Genomic DNA, 21758 nt, shown 5'->3' with positions numbered 1-21758 from the left:
TATGAGATGTAGCTGAATAGTTTCTCTGAAATTGTTTGCATCAATTTCTAAGTCTAGTAGAGCAGACACCCGTTTTTTCTTTGTTTATATTTTAGCAAATTTTTGTCACTTTTGCATAGCATATTTATTCATTATATTTATTTTTTTATTAAATATAGGTTATTTCCGAAATATTTTACTGACAAAAGTGGAAATAAAAAAACTGCCTGGTCAGCAGTTTTTATATTAGGCTAATTTGGCCTTATTTTTCTTAATTTGTTTAGAACGTAATTGTCCACAAGCTGCATCAATATCTGTTCCATGTTCTTGACGAACGACACAGTTAATGCCATTTTTCTTCAAAACATCATAAAATTTTGCCGTATTATCTTTTGTTGAACGTTCATATTTAATATGTTCTGCAACTGGATTGTATGGAATCAAGTTAACATAAGACAATTTATTTCTAGGTTTTATCAAGTCAGCCAATTGTTGAGCAATTTCTGGGCTGTCATTTTCACCAGAAAGCATAATATATTCGTAAGTCACACGTCGATTGGTTGTTTCTGTGTAATAGTCAATCGCTTCAAAAAGTTTTTCAAGTGGTGCGTTACGAGTAATACGCATCAATGAAGTACGCAACTCATTATTTGGAGCATGAAGTGAAATTGCTAAATTGATTTGTAGATTTTCATGCGCAAATTCTTTAATTTTTGCTGGCATAAATCCACAAGTTGAAACTGTGATGTGACGAGCCCCAATTGCCAGCCCATTATCATCATTAATAACACGCAAGAAGTTCATTAGATGTTCGTAATTATCAAAAGGTTCACCAATTCCCATAACTACCACGTGTGAAACACGTTCATCTAAACCACGTTCATCAAAGTATTTTTGAACGAGCATGATTTGGCTGACAATTTCCCCAGCAGTCACATCACGTTCTTTTTTCAAAATCCCAGAAGCACAGAAAGTACAACCCATATTACAACCTACTTGAGTTGTAACACAAACAGACAAACCATAAGATTGACGCATCAAAACTGTTTCAATCATCATCTTGTCAGGAAGCATAAATAGATATTTCACTGTTCCGTCAGCAGATTCTTGAACAACAACTTGTTCTAATGGATTCAAAATAAAATGCTCATTAAGTTTATCAATAAAAGCAGCTGATAAATTGCTCATTTCTTCAAAAGATTGAACACGTTTACGGTAAAGCCAATCCCAAACCTGAGTTGCTCGGAATTTCTTTTCTCCATTTTCAATTGCCCATTCAATTAATTGGTCACGTGTCAATCCATAAATTGAAGGACGCGTTTCTGTTATTATATTCTCTGTCATTATTTTCCTTAAGTATCTCAAATTTTAATCGTGCAATTTTTCATATCCCTTGAATACACTCATAAAATCAATTTAAATTATTATCATTTATTTATGAAAAACTAAATCACTTAGAAGTCCATAAATGTTAATTCTACGATAATTTTTAGTCTTTGACAAGTTGGCTGACCGTCAAATAACTTTTACAAAATCCTCAATCCTTTTTACGATTACGAATGACAAAGCCTTGATTCTCTTGCTTTTTAGTCTCTGTTTGCTCAACTTTTTTACGAGGATTCCGTTTTTTCATTGTAAATTTTTTATCAGAATCTTTAGCTGGATTTTGTTTTTTATTGTCTGTTTTTCTCTCTTGAGATTTTTTACTGACAGAAACTTTTTTATTTTTGTCAGTAACTTTTGGTTTTCTGTCAGTAGATTTTTCACGAATTTTAAAATCTTTTCGAGCTTCTGATGAATTTTCCGAACGTTTGTCTTCTTTAGTAACTTTCTGTTCATCACGCGCCCGATTTCGATTGCGATTTCTCTTACGACGTGGCTTATCAAATCCTTGCTTCAACTCTTTTTCGGTAAAAAGTTTCTCAGAAACAAAAGCTTCATCTTTTGTCCGAATCCGCCGTAAAACAAAATAAGCACAACCATAATTACAATATTCATTGACATAATCTTCAAGATGATCAATTTTATTGTCTGCCAACATTTTTCTACGACTGGTTGAGAAAAAACCCTTCAAACGCAATTGCTCAAAGCCCCAATCTCCCACAATATAATCATACTTATCTAAAACATCAGAAAAACGTTGTTCTAATTTTTCCGCATCAAAAGCCTCACGATAATTATGAACAATATGAAAAGTTCGTTGTCCAACTTGAACAACTTCCCCTACTGCCATAACATGTTCGCCAGGATATTTATTATAATTTAACTTACTTTCGTCTATTACTTTAGCCATTAATTTTTCTATTTCTATTTATTTTTAAAATGTTCTGCTACAATTTCTCGTAAGAAATAAGGGAATAAAATTTCTGATTTTCCCAATTTTTTCAATAAAGGGAAATACCAAGCAAACAAATATTGGTCAGGTAAAACAATTTGATAACTCTCTTCATCAGAAATTTTTTCAAGTGACCGATTTTCCGAATTTTTTATGTAAAAATCACCTTCGCGTGGCTCAATTCCATGAAATATAAGAGAACCAAATGTTTTTCCACGAAAACCCATTCCTTGAATTTTTTGGGTGGCAAGGAAATCCGAAACATCCATAATTTCAAGCAAAACTTGTCTAAGTTCTTCACCTGTAAATGTGAAACGAACTAAACGAATCGAATGGGGTAAAAATTCATGTAAATCATCTAAAGTTAAATGATTTGGTAATTCATCTGTCACCAACAAACCGGAATTCATGAGACAAAGTTTTGTATTTCCATAATCCGCAAAGATTTTTGCCAAATAATGACTTGCTTTGAAATCCGGTAAAACATTAGGTAAGGCTTTAGGTAAATCAGCAACGACTGTTCCCTCTAAGAGTTTATGCCCTCTCAGTTCCCAACCATTGGTTTCTACCAAATCCGATTTCCTTTGAGGAAGCGTATTGGTTGCTATAGCTTCAATTTGTGCATCAACTAATTGATTATTTTCATTAAAAGTTAAATCAATTTGCCCCACATATTCGCCGTAGCGTCCAGCAGCTGCAAGAAGGGTTTGATTAACTTGAGCACCATGTTCAAATAAATGATGTGTATGAGCTCCAATAATCAAGTCAATCTCATCATAGTCCTTCGCAATTTGCTCATCAACATTCTTACCCAAATGAGAAAGTAAAATGGTAAAATCACAATCCAGTTTTGGTAAAAGTTCATCTAAAACCACAAAAGGGTCTGACAATTCCCAGCCCGCCTGTGGATAAGCAAGAACATAAGGGGCTGTCAAACCAATTAATCCAATTCTTAAGCCAAATGAAGTCGTGACTATCAAAGGCTCAGATTGTGCAAAATTTGTCGTCAAATTTGACAAGAGAACAGGAAAATTAGCTTCATCATAGAGATGAGAAAGCATCTCATGTGTCAGTCCTAATCCCTCATTATTACCTATTGTCGCCGCCGTCAAATCTAAACGATTCATCAATTCAACATTAAATTGTCCCTCTGTTGCCTCCGTCAAAGGATGAACCCGATCCACATTGTCACCCAAGTCGAAAGACAAACTTTCAACTTCTTCATGTGATTTTTCCGCAAAAAAACGCTCAATCACAGGGAAACGTTCCAAGTGAGAGTGTAAATCATTCAAATGGAGGATACGCAGTTTATTCATAATACTATTATAGCATAGCTACTAAGGCTAAACAATATTTCGTCTTACTAGCTTTCGCCTAATTTATAAGCAAGTGAAACTTAAGATTGCTATAGTATCTTCCTCAGAGCAATAAAGCATCTACAGATGCCCTAGCAGTTTGCTTGTGACAAACTTAAGATTTATAACACAGGTAATGGGAATAGGCTTTAAAAGCTTCCGTTCACAAAAATAAGAAGCGCAATTGCGCTTCTTAAATTACTTTAATTTGGATTAAGCTCCTGTTGACCCAAAACCACCAGTCCGTTCTTCTTTTTCTTGATTTTCATCACCATCAGCGACCAAGAAAGGCATGAAGACTCCCTGAACCACGCGCTCCCCTTTTTCAACTAGGACTTCTTCATCAGTGAAATTACGCATTTGCATGAACATATGCCCTTCATTATCAGGATTATTATAGTAATCCTTGTCAATAACGCCTACTGAATTGATTAAAACCAAGCCTTTTTTACGAGGATTTGATGAACGGTCATACATGTAAAGCACTTCACCTGCCTGCATATAGGCCTTCAAGCCTGTTGGAATTAATTTAATTTCCCCTGGCGCAAAACTAACGGTTTCAGCTGCTTCAATGTCATAACCTGCTGAATGTTCAGTTGAACGTTTTGGTATATTAATTCCAGCATTTTTATATTTAGTTACCACTTCAAATCCACGAATTTTCATCTCTTACCTCATTTGTTTTTTTCTATTATATCATAAAAAAAGCACTCAGAGAGCGCTTTTCATTTAGACTTCTTCAGCATTTGTTTCGATAAGATGTTGATACCAGTAATAAGAATCCTTCGGTATCCGTTTCAATGAACCTTCCATTGTTTCATCTTGGTCAACATAGACAAAACCATAACGTTTTTGGTAGCCATTTAACCAAGAAAGGAGGTCAGTATAAGACCAAGTGTGATAACCAATGACTTTTGCTCCATCCGTCATCGCTTCTTTGATTGCTTTAACATGACTTTCTAGATATTTGATTCGATAATCATCATGAATTTTTCCGTCTTCAACTTTATCATATTCGCCCAAGCCATTTTCTGTAATCATCACTGGAATACGATAACGAGAAGTGATACGACGAAGTGCAATTCTCAGGCCTTCAGGGTCAATTTCCCAATCCCAATTAGTTCGGTCAATAAAAGGATTTTGAATTTTTTTATGGAGACCTGGAATTCCTGATTCTTTGGTTGTTCCTTTTTTACCACTTGTATTAAAGGAACCAACTCCAACTCCTCCGTCAACTGGATTCCATGCGTTAGTAGCTGTCTGGTAATAATTAATACCTAGAAAATCAGGTTTAGCTGATTTCAAGAGTTCAGCATCCCCTGCTTCAAATTCAGGTGCTAGCCCATTTTCACGTAAATAAGCCATTGCCGCAATCGGGTATTCTCCGTAAAGATAAACATCCATCCAAAAATGACTATAAAGCTCTTCTGCATTTTCAGCCGCTAAAACATTGAGTGGGTCAGAATCCTTAGCATATTGTGGCGTATAGGCAAACGAAGGCCCAATTTGTCCATCCATTTCATGCTCATGAAATTTATTGATTACCGCAGCATTTGCCAGATTAGCGATATGATTGACCTGATAAAAAAGTTTCATATCTCTTTTTCCAGGTGGGTGAGTCGCGAGTGACCAACCTTGACTTGTAAAAATATTTTGTTCATTAAGCGATACCCAATATTTTACTTTACCTTTGAAAGCTTTAAATAAAACTTCAGCATAGTTAACAAAATCTGCAATAATTTCTCGTGATTCCCAACCACCATATAAATCTTCTAAGGCTTGGGGCAAATCCCAATGATAAATCGTGACAATTGGTTCAATCTCATTAGCAATCAACTCATCAATCAAATCTTCATAGAATTTCAAGCCTGCTTGATTGACTTCGCCACGTCCGTCAGGTAAAATCCGCGTCCAAGCAATTGAAAAACGGTAGGATTTAAGGCCCAACTCTTTCATTAAAGCCACATCTTCTTTATAGCGATGATAATGATCAACAGCGATATCCCCATTCGTTCCTTTAAAAGTCTTGCCTGGAATACGGACAAAATTATCCCAGACACTGGCTTTTTTGCCATCTTCAAAAGGTGCTCCCTCAACTTGATAGGCTGCCGAAGCTGAACCCCATAGAAAATCATTTGGAAATGCTTTTAATTTTTTGTGCTCCATTTTATTCCCCCATTACTTGTTTATAGTCTATATTATAACATTTGTAACCGTTTTATTTTGTTTTATCTTTTGGAATTTGTTTTTTTATTTTTACGTGATTATCCTAAAAAAGTTGTCTTAAAAGACAACTTTATTTTCTTGATTTTATTTTTATATCTTTATGTGCTTGTTGATTTTCTGCTTCTATTTTGTTGGCTTTCTTTTTTTGGCTGCGTGCAATAAGAATCATTGCCAAGCCAATTAAAACGATTGCTAAACCGAGCCAGTTATGATAAGCCACAAGCAATAGACCTAAACTGATAAAAGCGATGCCCCAGGTACTCATACAACACTCACATTAAAGAAGACAGCTGCTCCAAATGAGCTTCCTTTAATTAGCTGTTTAGCCATTGCTGCGTCAGTCGTTGCGTCATCTGTTGGTGTTTCAAAGAAAAGTTTTAATCCTTGTTTTTTTGTATGTTTAAAGCCATTTTCTTCTAAAAGTTGAATAATTTCTTTTTGCATCATTGCAGAATTTACGAGTATCATAGTATTTCCTCCTCTATGAGTGTTTTTTATCACATCTGATAAGGTTTATATTATAAATCTTACCAGATTTAACAAAAAATGTGTAGAGCAAGTTTTCTCACTTGCTCTACCATTAATTTCAAATTTAGTCGAGTTCAGTTTCTTCCAACTTGTTAGCTGCGATAACGAATGGTACCCAGATAACAAAGGTAATGATCAAGTTGATAATTGTAAGGACAATTGCCCGCCAGTCAAAACCGGTTGCCATGAAGGCATTCATAATTGGTGGTGTTACCCATGGCACAGCATTGACAACTGGGTCAACCAAGTGAAGGGCTGTTGCAGTGTAGGCAATGATTACAGAAATCAATGGAGCGACTGCAAATGGAATAAAGAAGATTGCATTCAAGACAACTGGCAGACCGAAGAGGACTGGTTCGTTGATGTTGAAGATACCAGGTGCAAGTCCGAGACGTCCAACAATCTTGTAGTCTTTACGTTTAGAGAAGAGGATGATTGCAATAACAAGTGTAATTGTACCACCTGATCCACCAAACCATGCAAAGGCGTCCCATGAACCACGTACCCAAAGGTTAACGTAGTCACCATTAATGGCATGTGCTTTATCAACCGCACCTTTAGCAATCAAGTCACGGATACCTTGTGAGTGAACTTGGAAGTAGAGGGCTTGGTTATTAAGTCCAAGAGGTCCCCAGATACCATCGAGTACTGGTGCCAAAACGTTTGGTCCGTGAAGTCCGAAGAACCAGAATACTGAAACAAAGAGTGTAACAATCAGTACTGAGAAGATATTTTGTGACAGGATTTGGAATGGCTCTGCAATATAGTGGGTAATCAGGTTAATGACAGAGTCATTTGTCAATTTACCAATGATGTAGTAGATTAGACCAACGATATAAAGTGCTGCAATTGTAGGAATGATTGCTAAGAAAGCTTTTGCTACTGCAGGTGGAACTGATTCTGGCATCTTAATTGTGATGTCAGCAAGCATGAGTTTTGCATAAATAATAACTGCAAGGGCACCCATAATAATAACTGTGAAGTATGCTCCAGCATCGAGGTGAGCTGAGGCAAAGAGTGGTTTCCAAGCGGCAAGCCCTTGATCACCAAGAACGCCATTAAGCTTGTCAGTTGCTGCTACACCAGCTTTACCTGTACCAAGGGCTGCTGTAAATTTACCCATTTGGTTTGGCAATCCTGCAAATAAGGTTGCAACTGATACGATACCACCAGCGAGATCATTGACTCCGTAAGCACGGGCCAAATTGTAACCCCAAGAAAAGGCAAAGATAAGACCAATAACTGTCAGTGTACCTTGGTTAACAAGGGCTGAAATATTGTTCAAATCACCAATGATTGGTGTATTAGCAAGTGTCCAGACTTTCTCTGGTGCTAATTTTGAGAATGCTGTTGCTCCCAACATCATTTGTTGGATAGCTGACGGGAATGTTGTCACGATAGCTGAAATCATGGCAGCTAAGGCACCAGCAAGTGTCGCTGGCAACATACCGATAAATGAGTCACGCAGCGCAACTAGGTGTTTTTGAGACCCAATCTTTGCCGCAACAGGGACGAGATATTTCTCCATCCACGCAGTAATTCCGTTCATGGAATTCCTCCTTTATAATATAATAATAAATAACTTTCAAAAAAACTTTTTGAATATAATTAAGGTTCTGTCAGTACTGACAGGCATAGATTATCGATTATTTTTTGCTCTCGATAAGTTTAAATGAGCTCCATGGTTTTAGGAAATCAAGTAGGAATAATTCATCATCAGCGATACGTCCAACCACATTGACTCGACCATCATTTTCCATTTCACGTAAGGCGATTTGAGTCTCACCTTTATATTGACCATAGCCTTCGTTGTCAATAATGACATCGCCACGTTGAATTTTATCAGTATCGTGAGCGGGGAATTCAAGGTCTTTATAAGTGATTCTTGTCATTGTTGAACGGAGCATGTAAGCTGATTTATCACCACGGTAGCTATGTGTCGCTTCAAAAAGACATTTGCGTTCATTTTCGCTGATTGTTTCACGTGGAACGACTTTAATCTCAGGCATGCTTGCGTTAAATGCTTGGCTCATTGCTTTAAGTTCTTCTTCGCTCGCATAAGCATTGGCAATAGTGACATCATCAATTCCACCGAGGAGTTTGTAATGTTTAACTTGTGTCGCAATTTCAAGGCTTCTGTGGTCTTCAAGAGTACAAAGGCCATCTTGAGTTGGCCAAGGACCAAATGTTGCTGCTTGCGAATTGACAAAGGCCATGGTGTTTAAATTATAGCCTTTGAATTTTTCTGTACATTTAAGATAATGGTTAAATTCCAATCCTGTGTAACGATGTGGGTAGAAATTGTGACTTCCCAACAGTTTTTCAGTATCAGGTGAGTAATCCATTATTGAATCAACATAGGTTGTTCCCTGACTCATGTTGATTTCAATTTTGATTCCGTAAGGATTTCGGGTCATTTTGGCTTCTTCGGCTCCCGTGAATCCTATGTCAAGTCGAACTCCATCTGCACCCATTTCATGGAAAAAGCTGAGGTCATCATAACTAATGTTAAGTTGTGTAAAGAGACCTGGATTGATATCCACCATGACTTCCATTCCTAACTGATTGGCGTAATCAACAACTTTTTTGAAAGCTGCAAGAACCCCTTCTTTATCTCCATCAATTTCGAGTAAAGAAGTGAAGACACGCTTAAATCCATATTGATGCGCTAAATCAAGATAAGCTTTATCTGCCTCAAAATTTGAGCGTTCTGGATAGATAGATACCCCTAATTTTCCCATTTTTTTCTCCTTTTTCTTATTTGTTTATTTCCTTTTTTTATTTCTGAAATAAACCTTAAGTCTATGATAAGGCTTTCATTTCATTTTTGCAAGCGATATCATCTTAAAAAAACATGTTTCTTAAATTGAAACATTAACGATAAATTCTCATTTTTAGATAGGTTTAACGCTTTCTTTCGTTAAAATCTTTAAAATAAGGCGAATTGACCTATACCAATTTTTGTCAGTAATATCAGTGTAACAAACAAACTACTCCTCCCACAATATTCTAATTTTTTAATTTCTTTAATTTTTATCAAAAAAGTTACTGACAAAGCTGTCAGTAACTTTTTTAAAAATATTCACGAAGAATCGCCTGATTCTCTTTTAAAATTTTTGCCGTAAATTGGCCAATGGTCATTTTTTCTCTTTTTCCTTCTCCGAGACTAATATTGTTTTCAGGAATAATTTCGTCAGTAATTTCAACTGAAAAATCGGGCTGACCGTGTACTTTTAAAAATTCCTGTAAGTTAACAATCCGTGCCTGCATATAAGGAACAAGTTTAATTTCTGCTCGCTGTGGCTCTGTCAGTTCTTCTTCAAGGAGAATATCTGAGGGTGCTTGCCAACTAATTTCCGAAAATGAACCGGCATGGCTTGAAATAAAACGATAAAATGCTTGTTTTGCCTCGTCAGTCAAAGTTATCAGTTCTTTGATAACAAATGTCATTTCTGAAAATTCATAGAGAAGATAGCCCAAAGCCTTACCATTTTCGCGATAAATCCCACAGTGAGGTTGTGATTTAAAACTGAAAAAGTAAGACCAAAGTTCTGGAGAGCGAACAAGTGAGCCTTGATTATCAGCCTTTTGATGAACTTCTGTCAGTACTTTAAAAAGGGCTGTATTTTTACTGACAGAAAATTCACTAGCATTTTCATCATCAAACTCAAACTTTTCTCGACTAATTTCGCCCGCACTTCTCTTACCTTTAGGAAAATCTTGAGCTGCTAGTCGATAATGTTTTTGATTAAAAGCATAATGATAACCAAATTTTTCATAAAAAGCATATGAAAATGGTGCTAAATATGAAAAAATCACTCCTTTTTCATAATTATCTCGCAAACTTTTGGTCATTAATTGTCGAATGGCTCCATTGCCTCGAAACTCAGGATAACTGGCAACATAACCAATTCCAGAAGTTTTGACTTCTTGATTTTTCCAATAAACATTAAAGTGTGAATCAATCACCATTGACGTGAGTTTTTGATTTTCGTAGTGTCCATAAGGAGTTGAAAATTCAAGTAATTTGTCAAAAGCTTTTGCCCGTTCCTTTGTTTTAGGCTTATGAAAGGCATAAGTTGCCAAATCTAAAAATTCTTTATTATTTTTTGTATTCGCATTCATAAATTCATTTTAACACAAATTTGTAGGAATAAGAAAACATTTTTGTTAACGTTTACTTTTTTGATTTTTCTAATCGTCCAATAGAAAAACAGCCAAAATCGGCTGTTTCAAATCCAAATTTTAATTTCTTCGAGACCAAATATTTAGCCCAAAATTACTGACAGCTTTCAGTATCTTGTTCTTAAGAGCAATCAGTACTTTTTAATTCTTTCCAATTCAAAATCATCATTCAAGGCTGATTCTGTCAGTAAAGTCAAACAGTAAAACTGAAAATTCAGTTTAGTATTATAATCTTTCCGCCTAGCTTATCACTGAAAATAAAGCGCATGAAAACAACTTATTTCTTTGTAAATCTGAAAGTCTTAAAATTTTCATTGTCTGACACTTTACTTATCTTGCTCTACCGCCATTGTAAGCTCGATTGACATTATCCAAAACAGCAACCATTTGACGCTTTTTAAAACGTCCCAAGAAAAAACCAACGGCTTTGTCGTTAATCATTTGAATAAAACCATTTGATGTTTGGTTCTCTTCAATGACCACCTGAGTGCTTCGGTCATCAATTTTATGCAATTCCCAGCGAGTACTAAAAGTATTGCGATTTGTTTTAGTCGTAAAAGCGTAAATGCTTGGTTCTGTCAGTTCTGTAATTTTAATACTTCCTCTTTGGTTTTTCCCAAAGCTCTTACTATATTCATAACCATTTAAGCTTCTAACTTTCGGACGTTTCCCTGTATTTTTTTCAATGTCAAATAGACACGAATCAATTATTTTTTCAAAGATAAATTCTCTTGGGGCATCAACTATTTTATCAATTCTCATCTTTTTTTCTCCCTCAGCAAGTTTTTTAACTAAGTTTATTCTAACAAGATTAAAGATTCTTTGCAAGCACTTTCATGTTTTCAAAAGCAAAACATATTTTTACTTGAAAAATGGTAAACCGATAAAGAGAACCAAGAGAATAACAAAGGCGCCTGTTGCAAAAATACGGTATTGTTTGGGAATAGATGGAATGAAAGCCTTAGGCGCAAAAATTGCTGACAAAAGCAGTCCACCAATTGCCCCGCCAATATGTGCCCAAATGCTTACATTTCCTAAAGAAAAGAGATTCATAACCAAGTTAGCAACAATCAACACAGTAAACATTCGACCGATTTGTTGTAAAAATGGATGTTTTGTAAAAAATGCTAAACCAACAACTGCCGCAAAGAGGCCAAATATAGAAGTGGATGCTCCTGCCGAAACCACTCTAGGTGTCAAAAGAAAAACCATGGCATTACCAAAAATTCCTGATAAAAGATAAATCAGAGTAAAACGTAGCCAACCAAAAACATTTTCAATTTGCCGACCGATGAAAAAGAGCGTCGCCACATTTAATAAAACGTGTGCCCAACCAATATGGATAAAGAGTGCCGTAAACAAACGCCACATTTGGCTTGGGTCAAACAGCATAACTTGACCAAGTATGGCTCCACTATTGAACAAGTTGATTGCTGAAGTTGCCGATATTCCGTAAGTAAAAAATTGCCATAACCAAACTAAGAGTGTGATAATTGATAAGATATAAGTTGCCTTGTAACGTGTAAAATCTCGTTTAATTTCATTAAAATTCATTATTTTTTCTCCCTATAAAAAGTTCTTGTACTGCGATGTCATGGCTTTCCGCCTCAAAATCCATTTTTTGAAAATCATAAAGTACAGAGGCCGTTGTTCCCTCAAAATTAGCCAAATACCGGTCATAATAACCACCACCAAAACCGATTCGATAACCCTCATCATTCCAAATTAAGCCTGGAACAAGGATAAAATCAGGCTCAACTGCAATTTCAGATTTTGGCTCAAGCAAGCCAAATTTTGAGCGAACAAGATTTTCTTTATCATACTTGGCAAAAATCATTTGACGCTCAGGTAAGCATTTAGGAATCAAAATTTCTTTGTCGTCAGATTGGTCGAAAAGTTCTGTCAAATTAAATTCAATTGGCATTGACATATAAAGCGCTATTTTTTTTGCAGATTTCCATTTTGAGGAAGCGGTTAACTGCTTTAAAACATCCTTATTCTGACGCCTTTTCTCGTAGTCTGAAAAATTTTTTAACATTTGTAATATTTTTTTACGGTTTTCTACTTTACTTTCCATATTAACTATGATAACATGAAAGTGTAAGTTTTTGTTTTACGATTAGTTCTGTGCTTTTGGGTTCATTCCTATTCAAGAAATTAGATTTACAAATTTATAAATAAGGAAGTACCAAAAATGGCACAAGGAACTGTTAAATGGTTTAACGCAACTAAAGGCTTCGGCTTTATCACTACTGAAGAAGGAAACGACGTTTTCGCTCACTTCTCAGCTATCCAAACTGATGGATTCAAAACACTTGACGAAGGTCAAAAAGTTACTTTTGACGTTGAAGATGGCCCTCGTGGACCTCAAGCTGTTAACATCCAAAAATAATTACAGCTTTAAATAAAAATCACTGACAGTTTTGTCAGTGATTTTTTTATTGTCAATTTTACTGACATACTATTTTTCCGTAAGCCTTTACAAATAATTCATATTTTCTCAAAAATACTATTGTAAAAACGATTAAAATGGGCTAAAATAAAGAAATCAACTTAGTTTGTTTAGGGAAAAAATGAAAGATTTAACTAAAGGAAATATTTTAACAGGACTTATTGCATTTACTTTGCCCTTACTTATGGGTAACTTTTTTCAGGTCCTCTATAACACGGCAGATACTCTGATTGTCGGTCAAACCTTGGGAAAAGATGCTTTGGCTTCTGTTGGAGCGACAGGCTCCATCAACTTTTTAATTGTCGGTTTTGCTCAAGGAATGACCGCTGGTTTGACAATTTTAACGGCCCAACGTTTCGGGGCAAAAGATGGGTTAGCCATAAAAAAATCCTATGTCACGGGCCTCTACTTTACAATTGCGATTTCTATTTTGCTCAGCATATTGTCCCTTATTTTTGTGGGACCATTGCTTCAGGTCATGCAGACCCCAAGCCAAATTTTTGAAGGCGCCAAGACCTTTCTAAGCATTATGTTAGGCGGAATGATTGCCACCAATCTCTACGCTTATCTGTCTAATGCTCTAAGGGCTTTGGGCGATTCTAAAACGCCATTGTATGCTTTGATTGCTGCCTCAATTTTAAATATTGCCTTTGAATATTTTGCTATTCTAGTCTTAAAATTAGGAATTGCTGGAGCAAGTGGAGCAACAATTTTAGCCCAAATGATTTCGGTTTTATTTCTTTTTTGGCACATCAAACGAAAAGTTCCCGAATTTCAAATTTCAAAAAATTTATGGCGGCTAGATCGTGCCGAAATTGCCCACCACGCTAGACTTGGTATTCCAATGGGCTTTCAATCAAGTATTATTGCCATCGGCTCTATCACGCTCCAAGTCGCTTTGAATAAAATGGGAACAAATGCTGTCGCTACCCAAGCCATCGTTTCTAAAATTGACCAATTTGCGATGCTCCCGATGATTTCAATCGGCCTTGCCATGGCAACCTTTGGAGCACAAAATTATGGGGCTAAACAGTACAAACGAATTAATCAAGGTTTAACACGGGCTCTTACAATTGCTGTCGGTTGGTCAATTATCTTTGCCATTATCTTAAACCTTGCTCACTTCTATTTCACCACTGCTTTCATTTCAAGTAGTCAAACAGCCGTTATTGAGATGTCGAGTCATTATTATCTTGTGAACGGGAGTTTCTATTGGTTGTTAGCCATTTTATTCGTTACTCGCTCAACAATTCAAGGCTTAGGTAATGCCAAGATTCCAACATTGTGTGGCTTTGCAGAGCTTTTCATGCGGGCAGGAGTCGCTATCATTGGTGTTCTTTTACTCAATTATACGGTAATTATCTCAAGTAATCCTGCCGCTTGGCTGGGTTCAACCTCTATCTTAATTCCAACAACCATCCGCATGATTAAACGTTTTAGACAAAATCAGGATTTAACATAAAACCGCCACTTAGGCGGTTTTTCTTTTAAATTTACTGACAGATTTGATTTTCACTTTCTGTCAGCAAAATATCGTTAAACTTATTGATAAGCTTTGGGTAAAATAAATTGACCCGCTTCCTCAAATTCTTTAGCAACTTTCAATAATTCAATTTCAGAATTTTTTGGTCCCCAAAGTTGAATTCCAAGTGGCAGATTCGTTTCTTCATTAACATAAACGGGCAGAGAAAGCGCAGGCTGACCCGTTAAATTACTGATGAAATTATAAGGCGTAAATGCTAATGAGCGCTCAAAGGCGGCTTCAATAATCTCTATTTGTTGTTCAAACTCATATTGGCTAATTTCTGACATTTCTTTTAGTACTTCCGCTGTCATTAATTCCTGACCAATTTTAGGGGCTGTTTTAGCAGTTGTTGCCGTCAAAAATAAATCATAATCTTTATAAATTTTGTCAGTAAAATCTCTAGCCGCAATATCCCACTGAGCTAAAGCGTTGATATAAGAAGACACCGGAGCTTTTCTTCCGGCTTCTAAAAGCGCATAAGTCAAAAGTTCAACATCTTGACTCGTCAATTTTCGTCCGGCAGCCCGTTCCCAAGGTTCTAACATGGCCACTGTTTCAGCCGCATTCATACGATAATAAGACTGAATCAAAGGACGAGCATCTATAGGAAAATCAACTTCTGTCAATTCATGACCTTGACGCTCTAAAAACTCTACTGCTTTTAGGCTTGCATTCATGGCATCTTTTGATAATTCAATTCCAGAAATCGGGCTTTGGAGTGAATAAGCAATTTTCAATTTTCTTGATAAATTATTGCTGACAGCTTGGTCAGTACTTTTAGTGAGCGCTATAAGTTCTTTTTCGTCCAACAATTTTGCCTGATAAGGTGCTGCTTCTTGTAGGATTTGCATTTCAAGCACAAAACGAGCCGTATCTCGCACAGACACAGTAAGAGCTCCGGAAATCGATGCTCCTTGCCATCCTCGGTAAGAATCAGGCCCTTGTGGCATCCGCCCTCTCGTCATTTTAAGTCCAATCAAGCCCGAAAATGAGGCTGGAATCCGAATCGACCCACCGCCATCTGAAGCTCCAGCAATTGCAAACATCCCAGAAGCCACGGCCGACGCTGCTCCGCCAGAAGACCCTCCCGAATAATAAGCTTCATTCCAGACATTTCGTGTATCTCCGTAGAGTTTTGAATCAGAAATGTTTTTAAAGCCAAACTCTGGAGAATTCGTTTGTCCAAATGGCGTGAAACCAGCTTCTAAGAGTCCTTTAACATAGTTGTCATCCTCTGATGCCACATTCTCTGAAAAGAGCTGAGAGCTAGCCGTATCAGGCAATCCTTTATGAGTTTGTCCCAACATTTTCAAAGCAAAAGGAAGACCAGCAAAAAAACCTTGACTCGTTAAAGCTAAATCAGCTTTTGCCTTTTCTAAATCATAAGCAACAATCGCATTGTAACGCGGATTGAGCTTTTGAATCTTGTCATTTGTCATTTCTAATAACGCTTTGGCAGAAAGATTTCCTGATTTTAATTGCTCCGCCCAATAAGTTGCATCTTTAATTTCAAGCATGATTCTCCTTTAAAAGCTGAGTTTTATATATTTGCTGACAAACTCATTCTGCCAACATTTTACCATACTTATCAAGCATAATAAAAAATATCCGTTCCAAATTAGGACGGATATTTTTTATTATTATAACTAGCAGAACAAAATAAAGTTTTCATATTGCTGTCTTCCACTAACTTATGACCGAACGAAATGTAGGATAGCTGTTTCATACAGCTGATACTTAGAAATTATCCAATTCTTGATACAAAAGTTTTTGCGCAACCGTTGGGTTAGCTTGTCCTTTAGTTGCTTTCATCAATTGACCAACCAAAGCTTTCGCCGCATTTTGCTTCCCACCACGATAATCTGCTACAGATTGTTCATTCTTAGCAAATACATCATGAATGATTGGCAAAAGCACTGCAGGGTCAGAAATTTGAACCAAACCAGCTTTCTTGACAAATTCTTCGGCAGAACCACCATTTTTAGCCAATTCCACAAAGACTTTTTTGGCGATTTTTGAAGAAATAGTGCCGTCCGCAATCAAACGAATCATTTCTGTCAGATTTTCTGGAGTTAAGCCAATCTCATGAAGTTCTTTTTTCTCGCTGTTCAAGTATTGCGCTACTTCACCTTGCAACCAGTTTGAAACCAATTTAGGGTCAGTATCAAATTTGACCGCCTCATCAAAGAAATCAGAAACCTCTTTCGTTGCTGTCAACTGACGCGCATCGTAGTCTGACAAGCCCAAATCATTGATATAATGCACCCGACGAGCGCTGGCCGTCATTGGCAAACTTTGACGCATTTCTTCGATCCATTCGTCAGAAATTTCAAAACGAGGGACATCTGGCTCTGGGAAGTAACGGTAATCAGAAGCACCTTCTTTAACACGCATCAAAATTGTTTCACCCGTTTTATCATTAAAACGACGCGTTTCTTGACGAATTTCGCCACCAGCGCGCAAAATCTTAGCTTGCCTTTCGACTTCAAAGTCCAAAGCTTTTTTGACATTGCTAAATGAGTTCATGTTTTTAACTTCTGTCTTCACACCAAAAGCTTCTTGACCATAAGGACGGAGCGAAACATTGGCATCACAACGCATTGAACCTTCTTCCATCTTCACATCAGAAATTCCTGTGTAAAGAATGGCTTCTTTAAGAGCTGTCAAGTAGGCATAAGCTTCCTCAGGAGTGCGCATATCCGCTTCTGAGACAATCTCAATCAATGGCACCCCTTGACGATTCAAATCGACATAAGAATAACCATCCGTTCCGTGCGTATTTTTCCCAGCATCTTCTTCTAAATGAGCGCGCTCAATGCGAATCGTCGCTTTATGGCCATCTTCAAGTTCAATTTCAATGGAACCATTATAACCAATTGGCTCATCAAATTGTGAAATTTGGTAAGCTTTGGGATTATCAGGATAGAAATAATTTTTGCGGTCAAAATGCATTGATTTGTGAATATCCATATTCAAAGCAAGCGCCGCTTTAATTCCGCTATCAATTACCCCTTTATTCATTACTGGTAAAACACCAGGAAGTGACCAGTCAATCACATTTGTATTTGTATTAGGGTCTCCACCAAATTTTGTTGAGGCGGGACTGAAAATTTTTGAGTTTGTACTTAACTCAACGTGGACTTCAAGCCCAATTACTGTTTCAAAGTTCATTATTTTCTCCGATACTTTCTTTAAGAAAGTCAAATTATCCTAGTCAATATATTGTTTTCCGGTTTTTGACAATTTTTCAAGCAAACTAAGTTGTGACATGGTCGTTCTTTTTACTGACAAGTTTGTCAGCTCTGAGCGTTTTATAAATTTCGTTTCTGAAGTTTCACTATTTTCCAGAAAATCAATGGATAAAGCTTTACACTTAAAAACAAATTTATAATATTGCTTTCCTTGCGGTTGCCATTTGTCTGTATCGAAAATCGCTAATAAGCGTTCAATCTCTCCAGAAACTCCGGCTTCCTCTTTCAACTCTTTAAGTAGATTTTCACTTGGGGTAAATCCAATCTCACCATATCCTCCTGGTAAGGCCCAGTCTCCCTGCATTTTATCCCGAACAAAGAGTATCTCTTTTTCTTCATTTTGAATAAAAGCCCGCACATCAATCATCGGTGTCGGATAAGAATTATTTGGACGAAAGAGAGCTGTCAGCTCCTCTTTCGTCAAAGTCGTTGAATGCTCTAGAAGTTGAGATGAAATTGCTTTGATTTCCTGATAACGTTCAATATCAAAGATATCTTTCCCGTAAAAAAGTCCTGCATCAGCAACTGCATTTAATCGCTTGATTAATTCGTCAAATTCCATTTTTTATTTTCCAAAAATAATCGGTTGTTTTTTGTGGAAATCAGTAGTTGCTTCAAAAGCAGCCGCTACTTGGTAAATCGTTTCTTCATCGTAACGTTTACCAATCAATTGCATTCCCACAGGTAGTCCATCGGCAAAACCAGCAGGAATTGAAATTCCTGGAAGTCCAGCTAGGTTGACTGGAATTGTCAATAAATCCGCCAAATACATTGAAAGTGGATCATCAACACGTGCTCCCAAGTCCCAAGCTGGTGTCGGAGTTGTTGGGCCTAAGATTAAATCATATTTTTCAAAAACTTTTGCAAAATCATTGATGATTAAAGTACGAACTTGACCTGCTTTTTTGAAATGTTTATCATAAGAACCTGCTGAAAGACTGAAAGTTCCCAACATGATGCGACGTTGAACTTCCGGACCAAAGCCTTCAGAACGAGATTTCACATACAAATCTTCAAGATTATTGATGTCATTAGCACGATAACCGTAGCGAATACCATCAAAACGTTGAAGATTTGAGCTAGCTTCAGAAGAGGCAATAATATAATAAACGGCAACACCATATTTACTGTGAGGAAGACTCACTTCTTCAACGATGGCACCCAATTTTTCCAAATGTTTAGCTGCTGCCAAAATTTGTTCTTTTACTTTTTCATCAATTCCTTCACCAAAATATTCTTTAGGCAAAGCAATCTTCATTCCTTTAATGTCTTGACCAATTTTACTTGTAAAGTCAGGAACTGCAACATTTGATGATGTGCTATCATTTTTATCAAAGCCAGAAATGACATTCAAAAGTTGAGCATTTTCTTCGACTGTTGGCGCCAATGGACCGATTTGGTCTAATGATGAAGCAAAAGCAATCAAACCAAAACGACTCACACGACCATAAGTTGGTTTCAAACCAACAATCCCATTGAATGCGGCAGGTTGGCGAATTGAGCCACCCGTATCTGAACCCAATGATAAACGAACTTGACCAGAAGCAACTGAAGCCGCAGAACCAGATGAAGAACCACCAGGTACTTTTGTTTGATCCCAAGCGTTTTTGGTTGGCTTAACTGAAGAATTTTCACCAGAACCACCCATCGCAAACTCATCCATATTGAGTTTACCAATTGTAATTAACCCAGATTCGCTCAATTTATTCGCAACCGTTGCATTATAAGGTGGAATCCAACCTCCAAGAATTTTTGAGGCAGCTGTTGTTTCAATTCCTTCTGTAACAATATTATCTTTGACAGCAATTGAGATTCCGTCAGTCACAACGTCTGGATTAATTCCACGAGCATCAATTGCGGCAGCATCTTGCAAAGCTTTTTCTTCTGTAATTTTCAAAAAAGCATCAATTTGTGGTTCACGTGCAGAAATATCAGAAAGCGTTGCTTTTGTCAGTTCAAGAGCAGATATTTCTTTATTTACAAGTAGCTCATGAAGCTCTTTGATTGATTTGTTATTGTATGACATTAAGCATCTCCTCCATCAGAAAGCATTGCTGGAACTTTGATAAAGCCGTCTTCTTTTTCAGGAACGGCTGCCATGAGTTTTTCACGGTCAAGTCCTTTTTCTGCCACATCTTCACGCATGAAGTTGAGATTATCTGCCACATTCATAGTAAATGGGACACCTTCACCATCAACTTCATCTAACATTTCAACCATATCAATGATTTTTCCAAAAGTATCGGTAAATGATTTTACTTCATTTTCCGAGAATTCAAGCTTCGACAAAAGCGCCACGTGCTTGACTTGTTCCTCTGTAATTTGACTCATATTTTCAATCTCCATTTTTTAGAGTTTATTCTTGTTAATTATAACAAAAAATCGGCATTTTAACAGTCTGTCAGTGATTTTAAACCATTTACCAGTCATTTTTTTAATGATAGAACTTTTTGTCAGTAAAAATAGAAAGCAAAATTACTGACAGAAAAATTTATCTCTGATACAATTTTAAAAATTGCTGACAAATAATTTCGTCAGTAATTATAAATCTGTAATCAATAATCTTTATAAGACACAAACAACTCCCATCTGAGATAGGAGCTGTTTGTGAAACTAAATAGTACTCTAACTATGTATGTGGCTTCTGTCAGCAAGTTCAACCTTCTGACCTAAACACCTGATAGAATTTTGATTAAAAGGCTTATAAAGCACCAACGCGAGTCACAAGCGAATGATAAAAGGGCGAAGCGCTAACGTGGCTTCGCTGGTAATTTTCACGTTCTAAACTTATAAAAATTTGTTTAAAACTCTTATAAAGCACGAAAAGCTCCCATCTGCGATAGGAGCTTTTTGTGAAGCCGAAGTCTAAGCGCTAAAGCGCTAAGACCCTTACATGGCTTCGCTGATAATTTTCACATTCTAAACTTATAAAAATTTGTTTGAAACTCTTATAAAGCACGAAAAGCTCCCATCTGCGATAGGAGCTTTTTGTGAAGCCGAAGTCTAAGCACTAAAGCGCTAAGACCCTGGCTTTTAGAAATTACGTCCTGCAAGTTTATCAAATAAACCAGTATTAAGAACTTTAAGATAAGTTCCTTTCATACCAAGTGAACGTGATTCAATTACACCAGCAGATTCGAGTTTACGCAATGCGTTAACGATGACTGAACGTGTAATCCCAATCTTGTCAGCAATGACAGAAGCGATAACATGCCCTTCTTCACCATCAAGCTCTTCAATGATTGCTTTAACAGCTTTCATTTCTGAATATGAAAGTGTGTTAACAGCCATAGTTGCCATGGTGTCTTTACGGATATTTTCTTCCATTTGTTCAAGTTTAAGATTTGAGAGTTGAACACCAATTACTGTTGTTGCAAGTTCAACTAAGACCAAATCATCATCAGTGAATTCGCCGTCTTCACGCCACATGATAAATGTTCCCAAACGCATTCCAGAACCATAAATAGGTGCTAAAGTTGTCACACCTTTTGGAAAATCGCCAAGGCTTTCTTCTGGAAAGATTGCTAATGGACGGTCAACAGGAACGTTTGCCATTGTATCGTAGATACGTACTGCCGCACGAACATATTCATCAGGCAATTTACGATCATAGAAAAATTGGTCAACACGGTCATTGTTTGTATTATAAGGCAATGAGTAACCAAGCAACTCGCCCTTCGTATTAATCACACATGCATTGCAATCAATGACGTTTGCCAAGCGTTCAGTCATACTGTTATATGGCAACTCTTGTTGCAAATCGGTCACTCCATCTTGCAAAATCGCGGTGATTTTACGTGTTTTTTCAAGTAATGTAGCCACTTTGTTCTCCTATTTTTTTATATTCTTGTTTTTATACAAAATTTTTCATAATCAGTATAACATAAAAAAGCATGAAAAACAATAAAAATTGTCAGAAAAT

Annotated in this window: 21 protein-coding genes; 2 read left to right on the top strand and 19 right to left on the bottom strand. The window is 36.7% G+C overall.

Going from position 1 to position 21758, the window contains the following annotated elements:
- Positions 1 to 225: 225 nt before the first annotated feature.
- The 13 genes from rlmN to MKX45_RS02360 form a co-directional block, all read right to left on the bottom strand.
- Positions 226 to 1323, bottom strand: a complete 1098-nt coding sequence (gene rlmN / locus MKX45_RS02420; protein WP_012897023.1) for a 23S rRNA (adenine(2503)-C(2))-methyltransferase RlmN — start codon at positions 1321 to 1323, stop codon at positions 226 to 228.
- Positions 1324 to 1516: 193 nt separating this feature from the next.
- Entirely contained in the window at positions 1517 to 2272 is a 756-nt protein-coding gene (locus tag MKX45_RS02415; RefSeq protein WP_003129753.1) for a YutD family protein, read from the bottom strand.
- A gap of 14 nt (positions 2273 to 2286) precedes the next feature.
- Positions 2287 to 3630, bottom strand: coding sequence for a bifunctional metallophosphatase/5'-nucleotidase (locus MKX45_RS02410; RefSeq protein ID WP_128267468.1), 1344 nt, complete (start codon positions 3628 to 3630; stop codon positions 2287 to 2289).
- Positions 3631 to 3882: 252 nt separating this feature from the next.
- Positions 3883 to 4335: a dUTP diphosphatase gene (locus tag MKX45_RS02405; protein WP_015081909.1), complete on the bottom strand. Its 453-nt coding sequence runs from the start codon at positions 4333 to 4335 to the stop codon at positions 3883 to 3885.
- Between the two features lie 63 nt (positions 4336 to 4398).
- Positions 4399 to 5835 (bottom strand): glycoside hydrolase family 1 protein, encoded by a 1437-nt coding sequence (locus tag MKX45_RS02400; RefSeq protein ID WP_015425683.1) that lies wholly within the window; start codon positions 5833 to 5835, stop codon positions 4399 to 4401.
- A gap of 130 nt (positions 5836 to 5965) precedes the next feature.
- Complete coding sequence (locus MKX45_RS02395; protein ID WP_012897017.1) at positions 5966 to 6160, bottom strand: hypothetical protein; 195 nt, start codon at positions 6158 to 6160, stop codon at positions 5966 to 5968.
- Complete coding sequence (locus MKX45_RS02390; RefSeq protein WP_010905174.1) at positions 6157 to 6363, bottom strand: hypothetical protein; 207 nt, start codon at positions 6361 to 6363, stop codon at positions 6157 to 6159. The genes MKX45_RS02395 and MKX45_RS02390 overlap by 4 nt, the downstream gene beginning before the upstream one ends.
- A 124-nt stretch (positions 6364 to 6487) precedes the next feature.
- Positions 6488 to 7972, bottom strand: coding sequence for a PTS sugar transporter subunit IIC (locus MKX45_RS02385; protein WP_012897016.1), 1485 nt, complete (start codon positions 7970 to 7972; stop codon positions 6488 to 6490).
- Between the two features lie 97 nt (positions 7973 to 8069).
- Complete coding sequence (locus MKX45_RS02380; RefSeq protein WP_057719786.1) at positions 8070 to 9164, bottom strand: DUF871 domain-containing protein; 1095 nt, start codon at positions 9162 to 9164, stop codon at positions 8070 to 8072.
- A gap of 331 nt (positions 9165 to 9495) precedes the next feature.
- Complete coding sequence (locus MKX45_RS02375; RefSeq protein ID WP_128267466.1) at positions 9496 to 10548, bottom strand: GNAT family N-acetyltransferase; 1053 nt, start codon at positions 10546 to 10548, stop codon at positions 9496 to 9498.
- Positions 10549 to 10938: 390 nt separating this feature from the next.
- On the bottom strand, positions 10939 to 11370 hold the full coding sequence (locus tag MKX45_RS02370; protein ID WP_012897013.1) for a DUF3284 domain-containing protein: 432 nt from the start codon (positions 11368 to 11370) through the stop codon (positions 10939 to 10941).
- Positions 11371 to 11469: 99 nt separating this feature from the next.
- Positions 11470 to 12162, bottom strand: coding sequence for a rhomboid family protein (locus tag MKX45_RS02365; protein WP_003129738.1), 693 nt, complete (start codon positions 12160 to 12162; stop codon positions 11470 to 11472).
- Entirely contained in the window at positions 12152 to 12685 is a 534-nt protein-coding gene (locus tag MKX45_RS02360; protein WP_128267463.1) for a 5-formyltetrahydrofolate cyclo-ligase, read from the bottom strand. The genes MKX45_RS02365 and MKX45_RS02360 overlap by 11 nt, the downstream gene beginning before the upstream one ends.
- Before the next feature lie 117 nt (positions 12686 to 12802).
- Between MKX45_RS02360 and MKX45_RS02355 the strand changes: the two genes are divergently transcribed.
- Both MKX45_RS02355 and MKX45_RS02350 read left to right on the top strand, forming a co-directional pair.
- The gene (locus MKX45_RS02355) at positions 12803 to 13000 is read left to right on the top strand and encodes a cold-shock protein (RefSeq protein ID WP_003129735.1); all 198 of its coding nucleotides are present in this window, start codon (positions 12803 to 12805) and stop codon (positions 12998 to 13000) included.
- A gap of 181 nt (positions 13001 to 13181) precedes the next feature.
- A complete protein-coding gene (locus MKX45_RS02350; protein WP_340816753.1) occupies positions 13182 to 14522 on the top strand; it encodes an MATE family efflux transporter in 1341 nt (446 codons plus the stop codon).
- An 80-nt stretch (positions 14523 to 14602) separates the two neighbouring features.
- Here the strand turns inward: MKX45_RS02350 and MKX45_RS02345 are convergent, their stop codons facing one another.
- The 6 genes from MKX45_RS02345 to codY form a co-directional block, all read right to left on the bottom strand.
- The gene (locus MKX45_RS02345) at positions 14603 to 16102 is read right to left on the bottom strand and encodes an amidase family protein (RefSeq protein WP_057719790.1); all 1500 of its coding nucleotides are present in this window, start codon (positions 16100 to 16102) and stop codon (positions 14603 to 14605) included.
- Positions 16103 to 16322: 220 nt separating this feature from the next.
- Positions 16323 to 17756: an Asp-tRNA(Asn)/Glu-tRNA(Gln) amidotransferase subunit GatB gene (gene gatB / locus MKX45_RS02340; RefSeq protein WP_057719791.1), complete on the bottom strand. Its 1434-nt coding sequence runs from the start codon at positions 17754 to 17756 to the stop codon at positions 16323 to 16325.
- A 39-nt stretch (positions 17757 to 17795) separates the two neighbouring features.
- The gene (locus MKX45_RS02335) at positions 17796 to 18398 is read right to left on the bottom strand and encodes an NUDIX hydrolase (RefSeq protein ID WP_057719792.1); all 603 of its coding nucleotides are present in this window, start codon (positions 18396 to 18398) and stop codon (positions 17796 to 17798) included.
- A gap of 3 nt (positions 18399 to 18401) precedes the next feature.
- Entirely contained in the window at positions 18402 to 19862 is a 1461-nt protein-coding gene (gene gatA / locus MKX45_RS02330; RefSeq protein WP_057719793.1) for an Asp-tRNA(Asn)/Glu-tRNA(Gln) amidotransferase subunit GatA, read from the bottom strand.
- Complete coding sequence (gatC, locus tag MKX45_RS02325; protein ID WP_010905163.1) at positions 19862 to 20167, bottom strand: Asp-tRNA(Asn)/Glu-tRNA(Gln) amidotransferase subunit GatC; 306 nt, start codon at positions 20165 to 20167, stop codon at positions 19862 to 19864. The genes gatA and gatC overlap by 1 nt, the downstream gene beginning before the upstream one ends.
- 702 nt (positions 20168 to 20869) lie before the next feature.
- Positions 20870 to 21658 (bottom strand): GTP-sensing pleiotropic transcriptional regulator CodY, encoded by a 789-nt coding sequence (codY, locus tag MKX45_RS02320; protein ID WP_003129722.1) that lies wholly within the window; start codon positions 21656 to 21658, stop codon positions 20870 to 20872.
- Positions 21659 to 21758: the final 100 nt, after the last annotated feature.

The organism is Lactococcus sp. FSL W8-0209 (genome assembly GCF_038006585.1).
In the GTDB taxonomy this organism is placed as follows: Bacteria; Bacillota; Bacilli; order Lactobacillales; family Streptococcaceae; genus Lactococcus; species Lactococcus lactis.
Note: the sequence above shows the minus strand (reverse complement) of the source record. Positions and strands in the feature narration are given on the sequence as shown.